Annotated in this window: 9 protein-coding genes and 1 pseudogene; 2 read left to right on the forward strand and 8 right to left on the reverse strand. The window is 63.4% G+C overall.

Features of this window, described 5'->3' with window-relative positions:
* The 7 genes from ACHFFA_RS06130 to ACHFFA_RS06160 all read right to left on the reverse strand — a co-directional run.
* A partial coding sequence (locus tag ACHFFA_RS06130) for an MBL fold metallo-hydrolase (RefSeq protein ID WP_394269959.1) occupies window positions 1–651 on the reverse strand: 651 nt, incomplete at its 3' end.
* A gap of 173 nt (window positions 652–824) precedes the next feature.
* Window positions 825–2,645 carry a SulP family inorganic anion transporter gene (locus ACHFFA_RS06135; RefSeq protein WP_394269960.1) on the reverse strand — a complete coding sequence of 607 codons (1,821 nt, stop codon included), beginning with the start codon at window positions 2,643–2,645 and terminating at the stop codon, window positions 825–827.
* A 2-nt stretch (window positions 2,646–2,647) separates the two neighbouring features.
* On the reverse strand, window positions 2,648–3,880 hold the full coding sequence (locus tag ACHFFA_RS06140) for an FAD-dependent oxidoreductase (RefSeq protein ID WP_394269961.1): 1,233 nt from the start codon (window positions 3,878–3,880) through the stop codon (window positions 2,648–2,650).
* A gap of 24 nt (window positions 3,881–3,904) precedes the next feature.
* Complete coding sequence (locus ACHFFA_RS06145) at window positions 3,905–4,318, reverse strand: TIGR01244 family sulfur transferase (protein ID WP_394269962.1); 414 nt, start codon at window positions 4,316–4,318, stop codon at window positions 3,905–3,907.
* A complete protein-coding gene (locus ACHFFA_RS06150; protein ID WP_394269963.1) occupies window positions 4,315–4,734 on the reverse strand; it encodes a DUF6691 family protein in 420 nt (139 codons plus the stop codon). Before ACHFFA_RS06150 ends, ACHFFA_RS06145 begins: the two co-directional genes overlap by 4 nt.
* A complete protein-coding gene (locus tag ACHFFA_RS06155; protein ID WP_394269964.1) occupies window positions 4,734–5,180 on the reverse strand; it encodes a YeeE/YedE family protein in 447 nt (148 codons plus the stop codon). Before ACHFFA_RS06155 ends, ACHFFA_RS06150 begins: the two co-directional genes overlap by 1 nt.
* Window positions 5,177–6,106, reverse strand: coding sequence for an MBL fold metallo-hydrolase (locus tag ACHFFA_RS06160; protein WP_394269965.1), 930 nt, complete (start codon window positions 6,104–6,106; stop codon window positions 5,177–5,179). The genes ACHFFA_RS06155 and ACHFFA_RS06160 overlap by 4 nt, the downstream gene beginning before the upstream one ends.
* 74 nt (window positions 6,107–6,180) lie before the next feature.
* On the opposite strand from ACHFFA_RS06160, the gene ACHFFA_RS06165 reads away from it, so the two are divergent.
* Window positions 6,181–6,852: a peroxiredoxin gene (locus tag ACHFFA_RS06165; RefSeq protein ID WP_394269966.1), complete on the forward strand. Its 672-nt coding sequence runs from the start codon at window positions 6,181–6,183 to the stop codon at window positions 6,850–6,852.
* Window positions 6,849–7,187, forward strand: coding sequence for an ArsR/SmtB family transcription factor (locus tag ACHFFA_RS06170; protein WP_394269967.1), 339 nt, complete (start codon window positions 6,849–6,851; stop codon window positions 7,185–7,187). Before ACHFFA_RS06165 ends, ACHFFA_RS06170 begins: the two co-directional genes overlap by 4 nt.
* Before the next feature lie 225 nt (window positions 7,188–7,412).
* Here ACHFFA_RS06170 and ACHFFA_RS06175 read toward each other — a convergent pair.
* Window positions 7,413–7,537, reverse strand: a pseudogene (locus ACHFFA_RS06175) (IS5/IS1182 family transposase); the annotation flags it as partial.

Consider the following 7,537-nt stretch of genomic DNA (forward strand, 5'->3'; position numbering starts at 1 on the left):
GATGAACGCTTCCCGGCTCTCGCATTGCAACCGCGGATTGTTGGCGCGCTCATGGCCCAGCGTCGAGAACTCGCGTTCCGCCATCCCCGATCCGCAGACCGACCCGGCGCCGTGCGCGGGATAGAGAATGACTTGATCCCCCAGCGCGAGGAGCTTCTGGAGCGAATCGTACAGCAATCCCGCCACCTCGCGCTTGCGGTCGGGATAGAAGTCGGTGCGGCCGACATCGCCCACAAACAACGCATCGCCGGTGAACACGCCCACCGGGCCTTCGGGATAGGCGGTATCGTGCAGGACGAAAGCGAGATGGTCGTCGGTATGACCTGGCGTCTCGAGAACCCGGATCTTGAGCTGGCCGATCTCGAACTCGTCGCCTTCGCGCGCCATATCGGCATAGACCACTTCGCCTGCCGGATTGGGCCCGTGCAGGACACGCGCACCGGTAAGTTCCTTGAGAATGGGCGCGCCCGAAACAAGGTCCTCGTTGCGATGGGTCTCGAAGATATGGGTGATCTCAAACCCTTCGGCGCGCGCCATCTCGACGTAGCATTCGCAGTCGCGGCGCGGATCGATCACCGCCGCCTTGCCCTCGGACCCGATCAGGTAGGACAGGTGCGAAAGGCCGGGCGTCTTGATTTTTTCGAGCAGCATCGTGTTCTCCTCATATGATGAAAGCGGAACCGGCGCGAACCGATCCCGCCTCCATCGAAATCCGGCCGGCGGTCGCGCTCAGTCGATCGCGCGGAGGATCTCGTCGAAGTTGCGCCCCACGCTGATCGGGTAGATGATCGTCAGGCGGATCTTCTTATCGGCCGTGGCGGGCGTCAGATCATGCCGCGCTCGGCATCCGGGATGGGTTCTTCGCGTACTCCTCCATTGTCGGCCAGTTCGCGAAAAGCACGGTTCTGTGACAGGAATACATGGCCGTTCAGCTCCTTGACGAAATGCGTCCGCTCGAGGCGGTCCATGACCGGGCCTTTCACCTCGGACAGGTGGAGGCCGATGCCGGCATCGCTCAGGCGGTGATTGATCGCTTCGAGGCTTTCGAGCCCGGACGCATCGATCTCGTTGACCGCGCTGCACATCAGGATCACGTGTCGCACGGCGGGGCGTTCCGCGACCTGTTCCAGCACGAATTCTTCCAGCCAGCGGGCATTGAGGTAGGTCAGGCTCTCGTCGACGCGGATCGAGAGGACGTGGGCGACGGTGAAGACCTCGTGCCGCTCGACATTGCGGAAGTGTTCCGTGCCCCCGATCCGGCCGACGATCGCGGCATGAGGGCGGCTGGCGCGCCACAGATACAGCAGCAGGCCGACCGCGACGCCCGCGATCAGGCCGAGCTCGACACCCGCGAGCAGGGTGATGACGATCGTCGCCAGATGCGCGGCAAAGTCGGCCTTCGAGTAATTCCACAACTTGGCCGGCGTCTTGAGATCGACCAAGCTGAGGACCGCGACGATGATCGTCGCGGCCAGCGTGGCGATGGGCAGGTGGAACAGGAGCGGGGTGAGAAACAGGCCCGCCAAGGCAATTCCGACAGCTGTGTAAGCACCGGCGGCAGGCGTTTCCGCCCCGGCATCGAATTTGACTACCGACCGGGCGAACCCGCCGGTCACGGGATAGCCGCCCGAAAAAGCGCTGGCGATATTCGCCGCACCGAGGCCGATCAGCTCCTGGTTCGGCGCGATCCGCTGGCGTCGTTTAGCGGCCAGCGTCTGCGCGACCGACACGCTTTCGACGAAGCCGATGATCGAGATCAGCAGTGCGGGCACCCAGAGCTGACCGATCAGATCAAGGTCGGTCGAGGGCAGGGCGAATGGGGGAAGGCCCTGCGGGATTGCCCCGACAAGATCCACGCCGCGCTCGCCAAGTTGCAGACCGATCGCTGCAAGGATCGTGACGATCACCGCGACCACCGGCCCCGCCTTGGCCGCGATGTCGGCTGAACGGGGGGCCAGGCCCAGTTTGACGAGTGCAGGCTTCAGGCCCTTGCGCACCCAGAACAGGAACAGCGTCGCCGGAATGCCGATCGCGAGCGTCCACGGGTTGATGGTATCTATCGCCGAGGCGAGGGCACCCAGCATCGCGGGCCAGGTTTCGCCCCCCGCCGTCACGCCCAGGATGTGCTTCAACTGGCTCGTCGCGATGAGGATGCCGCTCGCCGTGATGAACCCGCTGATCATCGGGTGCGAGAGCAGGTTCGCAAGGAAGCCCAGGCGCAGAAAGCCGAGCACGGCGAGCATTACGCCGGACAAGGCCGCCAGCGTGATTGCGGCCTCGAGATACAGCGCAGTGCCTTGCGCCGCGACCGCGCCCGCGGCACTCGCCGTCATCAGGGAAACGACCGCGACCGGTCCTACGGCCAGCGTTCGACTGGTGCCGAAGATTGCGTAGGCCACCAGAGGCAGGATCGAGGCATAGAGGCCGACAACGGGTGGCAGGCCCGCCAGCAGCGCATAGGCGAGGCTTTGCGGGATCAGCATGATCGTGACGATGATCGCCGCAACCAGATCGTTCGTCAGGACCGACCTGTCATAGGTCCGGGCCCATTCGAGGATCGGTAGGTATTGGGCCAGCAGCCCCGGCTTGCGCCTGCGCGGCAAGCCGGGCGGCTTGGCAGCCGTTTCGGGGACGGCGTCGCTCACGACTACGCTGCTCTCTTGATCTGCGGCGTAACCAGCCACTCGTGCCCCTTGAGCATTCCGTTCCAGTAGATCCACGGCAGGGCTTCGGATTTCAGCAGCCAGCTCAGCTTGGCCGGCCGGGTCCCGTCTATGACCCACTTGGGGAAGCTGGGCAGAAGCTTTCCGTCATAACCGAACTCGGCGAGCACGATCCTGCCGCGCTCGACGGTCAGCGGACACGAGCCATAGCCATCGTAATCGGCGACGGGCTGCTGTCCGTCGAGCACGGCCAGGGCGTTGACGGCGACGATCGGCGCCTGCTTGCGCGCCGCGGCCGCGGTCTTCGCGTTGGGCATGGATCCCGCGTCGCCCACGCCGAAGACGTTGGAATAACGCACGTGCTGGAGGGTAAACTTGTCGATATCGACAAAGCCGCTTTCCGCATTGGCCAGCGGGCTGTCGGCGACGAATTGCGGGGCCACCTGCGGCGGAACCGCGTGGAGCATGTCGAACTCGACCGTATCCTCGCCGGTTTCGGTCTCGAAAGTCGCGCGCCGGGCCGGGCCATCGACCGCCACCATCGTGCGGTTCAGCCTGAGATCGATGCCGTATTTCTTGACATAGTCCATCAGTGCCGGGACGTACTCCTTGACCCCGAACAGCACACCGCCGGCATTATGGAACTCGACGTCGATGTCGTTGAGGACGCCGCGCTCCATCCAGGCGTCGCACGAAAGGTACATCGCCTTCTGCGGAGCGCCGGCGCATTTGATCGGCATCGGCGGCTGGTGAAAGATCGCCCGGCCCGATTTCAGATTGCGGACGAGCTCCCAGGTATAGGGTGCCAGGTCGTAGCGATAGTTGGACGTGACGCCGTTCTTGCCGAGCGTCTGCTCGAGGCCCTCGATCTTTTCCCACGCCAGGCGGATGCCGGGAGCGACGATCAGGACATCGTAAGTAAGTGCCGTGCCGTCCCCGAGCGTGACCTGATTGCTCTCCGGCTGGAACGAAGCGGCGGCTTCGCGCACCCAGGTCGCTCGCGTAGGCATGACGCTCGCCATCGGCCGTTTCGTGACAGGCGCTTTGAAGACGCCTCCGCCGGCCATAGTCCAGCCGGGCTGGTAGAAATGGTCCTCGCTCGGCTCGACGATGGCAATATCGAGCGAGGGGCGTCTTTTCAGCATCGATGAAGCGGTCGCGATGCCTGCCGAACCGCCGCCTATGACGACGACATCGTGGTGAAGCCTACGCGCCATGACGAACTCTCCGGTGTCTGCCTGTCATTCGCCAAGCCGCTCGCGCATCGCGGACAGATCGTAGCCTGCCTGACGGGCGCGCTCGATCCGGACATCCGCGCTCGAGCGATCGGTGTTGGCGAGCGCATCGAGCATGATCGACCTCGTGCCCGTCCGGCAATAGGCCAGCACCTTGCCATTCGCCTCGCCGCGAACGCGGTTGAATGCTTCGACCGCATCAGGCGGAAACGCGCCTCCCCAAACCGGGATGTGATGGAACGCCATGCCAGCGGCGTCCGCGGCCTCGCGAATCGCGGCGGCGGTCGGCTGCCCCGGTTCTTCGCCATCTGGTCTGTTGCAGATCACCGTGCGGTAGCCGGCGTCGGCGAGTGCCCTCATGTCCTGCGGTCGGACCTGCGGAGCAACGAAAAAGGTTTCGGTCACGTTGGCCAGTTTCACGAGGAGGCTCCTTCTGCAAGGCGCACCAATGCCATTCCCGCAAGCATTGCGACGATGAAGATCGCGGCCGCCGCAGGCTCGATGACTAGCGCGGCGATTCCCGGGCCGGGGCAAAGGCCGGCGATCCCCCAGCCGATGCCGAACAGGGCCGCGCCGCCGATCAGGCTGGGCGTAAGGTCGGACCTGGTCGGCAGGTGGAATTGCTCGCCGAAAAGCGGTTCGGCCATCCGGGGCACGATCCGCCAGGCGATGGCCATGACGATGACGGCGCCGCCCATCACGAAGGCCAGCGTCGGGTCCCAGTCGCCCAAGATATCGAGGAAACCCCGCACGCGGACCGGATCGGTCATGCCGCCAAGGGCAAGACCTGCCCCGAACAGAGTCCCGGATACGATCGAGGTCAGAGCAGCGCGCATTACAACACCTCCAGCCCGAGAGCGTTCATGACAGCGACTGTCGCAATACCGGTCGCCATGAAAGTAAGTGTGGCGACAATCGAGCGGGCCGACAGACGGCTGACGCCGCACACCCCGTGCCCGCTGGTGCATCCGCTGCCGAGGCGCGTCCCCACGCCGACCGCCAGTCCGGCGATGGCGAGCGTCGGCGGACTGGCGAAGCTGGCCTCGATCCCGCCCGATACGAGGATTACGATAAGCGCACCAAGAGGCAGGCCGATCAGGAACATCCACGCCCCGCTCCGGGAAATACCGCTCCCGCCGAGCCCGACCGCCTTGGCGGCAAGACCGGACACGCCTGCAATCCGCCCAAGCGCCAGCAGCATCAGGGCGGCCGCAAGGCCGATGAGCACGCCGCCCGCAAGCCCGGCGAGCGGGGCGGCGTCGGGATAACCGCGCAGGCTCATACGGCGTTGACCGGTATCTTGATGTAGCTGACGCCGTTGTCTTCGGGGTCGGGCAGGCGACCGCCGCGAATATTCACCTGGACCGAGGGCATGATCAGGTTCGGCATGGCGAGCGTCTTGTCGCGGGTGGTCCGCATCTGGACGAACTCCTCTTCGGTCACACCATCCTTGACGTGCACATTGCCTTCGCGCTGCTGCTCGACGGTGGTCTCCCAGGCATATTCGTCGCGGCCCGGCGCCTTGTAGTCGTGACACAGGAACAGCCGGGTCTCGTCGGGCAACGAAAGCAGCCGGCGGATCGAGCGAAAGAGCTGATGCGCGTCGCCACCCGGGAAATCCGCGCGGGCGGTCCCGAAATCGGGCATGAAGATCGTATCGCCCACGAACGCGGCATCACCGATGATGAAGGCCATGTCGGCCGGCGTATGGCCGGGTACGTGGAGCGCGATCCCTTCCAGTTCGCCGACCTTGAAGGTTTCGCCGTCCTCGAACAGCTTGTCGAACTGCGATCCGTTGCGTTCGAAATCGGTGCCGGCGTTGAAAAGCTTGCCGAACACTTCCTGCACGCGGATGATCTCCCGGCCTATCGCCAGTTTGCCGCCGAGCTTTTCCTGCAGATAGGGCGCAGCTGAAATGTGATCGGCATGGGCGTGGGTTTCGATCAGCCATGTCACCTTCAAATTATTCGAAGTGACATACTCTATGATGCGGTCGGCAGAGCCATTGGAGGTCCGGCCGGAAGCTGCCTCGAAATCCAGAACCGAGTCGATGATCGCCGCCTCGTCGGTTTTGGGATCGTGGACGACGTATGACACGGTATTGGTCGCCTCGTCGAAAAAACCGGCGATCGAAGGGCGGAGACACTTGTCATCCTGCGCCCGCTTGATTTGCGCGGTGGCGCGATTGAGCGTTAGATCGTCAACCATCTTGCCAAACTCCTAGACTTACATAAATTGTTTATATGTGTTGCTAGTTCGCTGTCAAGTGCTAAGGGGATGCAATGGCAAACGAGAACTCCCAGGCTCCCATTCCGCGCGAAGTTCCTTGCGGGGGGCTGCGAATTGGCGATGTGGCGCCCGATTTTGCCGCGCGGAGTACGACAGGGGAAATCCGGCTGTCGGAATTTCGCGGTCGCTGGCTTATCCTGTTCTCTCACCCGGCCGACTTTACGCCAGTCTGCACGACCGAGTTCGTCGCACTGGCCCAATCGGCCAATGAGTTCGAGAAGCGGGACTGCGCGCTCATGGCGCTTTCGGTCGACAGCCTCTTTTCGCATTTCGCCTGGCTGCGGCTGATCCGCGACCGGTATGATGTCGAGGTGCGCTTTCCGATCGTCGAAGACCCGACGCTGGTGATCGGGCGCGCGTACGGAATGGTGGCCCCGCAGGATAACGACAGCGCGACGGTGCGAACGACATTCTTCATCGACCCCCAGGGGGTCATCCGCGCGCTTACGTGTTATCCGGCGAACGTGGGGCGCTCGACGCCCGAGATGCTGCGGATGCTCGACGCTCTTCAGGCGGTCGATGACGGACCTGTACTGGCCCCTGCGAACTGGAGGCCCGGCGAGGCCCTGCTGTCTCAGCCAGATGCATCGCTCGAAACCGTATTCTCCGCAAAAGGTCAGACCGATTGGTTCATGAAGGAAACCAGGGGGGGCTCGAAGAAATGACCGACGAGGAGATGGTCGATGCCTTGAAGGCTCTCGCGCATCCAGTGCGCCTACGGATCATGAAGGCACTTTCGGGCACGGAACGCAATGTGGGGGAAATCGGCGACGACACCGGGATCGGCCAGCCAACCCTTTCGCAGCAACTGGCGGTCCTTCGCCACGCAGGTCTGGTAAAGATCCGCAAAGACGCCAAGCTCGTCTATTATCGCATCGACGACACCATGCTCACGAATGTGGTAAGTGGGACAGAAAAACTGGGCGGGCGGTCTGCCATTCCGACAAGCCGGTCACCACAGCCAGCACCCGGGGTCGCCAATTTCGCCAGGCTGGGTTGAGCGCCTTGACCGTCATAGGAAGGGGTGCGTCCGTTTACGACGCTCGACTTCGACCCGCGCCTTATTGGCGAGCCAAGTGAACCTCTGCAAATATCTCATAGTTATCGGTCAGTGCGACGACCGCTCCTGCGGTCAAATCTATCGTTACACAGAATGCGCGAGATAAGGTTCCAACGCTGTCCTCACTGTTTCGACCGCAGCTTTGCGAGCTAGGGTCCGGACTCATTAGAGCCACCATGTGACGAAGGCTGCGATGGCGATGGTTGCCATGAAGGTCTTGATATTGCGGTCGAAGCGGGTGGCGACGCGGCGCCAGTCCTTGAAGCGGCAGAACATGCGCTCGACGACAT

The organism is Qipengyuania sp. (assembly GCF_043423005.1).
Lineage (GTDB): Bacteria > Pseudomonadota > Alphaproteobacteria > Sphingomonadales > Sphingomonadaceae > Qipengyuania.

What these genes read in the sequence shown, in the direction of transcription:
- ACHFFA_RS06165 (WP_394269966.1), top strand. Translation starts at nt 6,181, where the DNA reads ATGGCAAACGAGAACTCCCAGGCTCCCATTCCGCGCGAAGTTCCTTGC.
- ACHFFA_RS06140 (WP_394269961.1), bottom strand. Translation starts at nt 3,880, where the DNA reads ATGGCGCGTAGGCTTCACCACGATGTCGTCGTCATAGGCGGCGGTTCG.
- ACHFFA_RS06155 (WP_394269964.1), bottom strand. Translation starts at nt 5,180, where the DNA reads ATGAGCCTGCGCGGTTATCCCGACGCCGCCCCGCTCGCCGGGCTTGCG.
- ACHFFA_RS06160 (WP_394269965.1), bottom strand. Translation starts at nt 6,106, where the DNA reads ATGGTTGACGATCTAACGCTCAATCGCGCCACCGCGCAAATCAAGCGG.
- ACHFFA_RS06170 (WP_394269967.1), top strand. Translation starts at nt 6,849, where the DNA reads ATGACCGACGAGGAGATGGTCGATGCCTTGAAGGCTCTCGCGCATCCA.
- ACHFFA_RS06150 (WP_394269963.1), bottom strand. Translation starts at nt 4,734, where the DNA reads ATGCGCGCTGCTCTGACCTCGATCGTATCCGGGACTCTGTTCGGGGCA.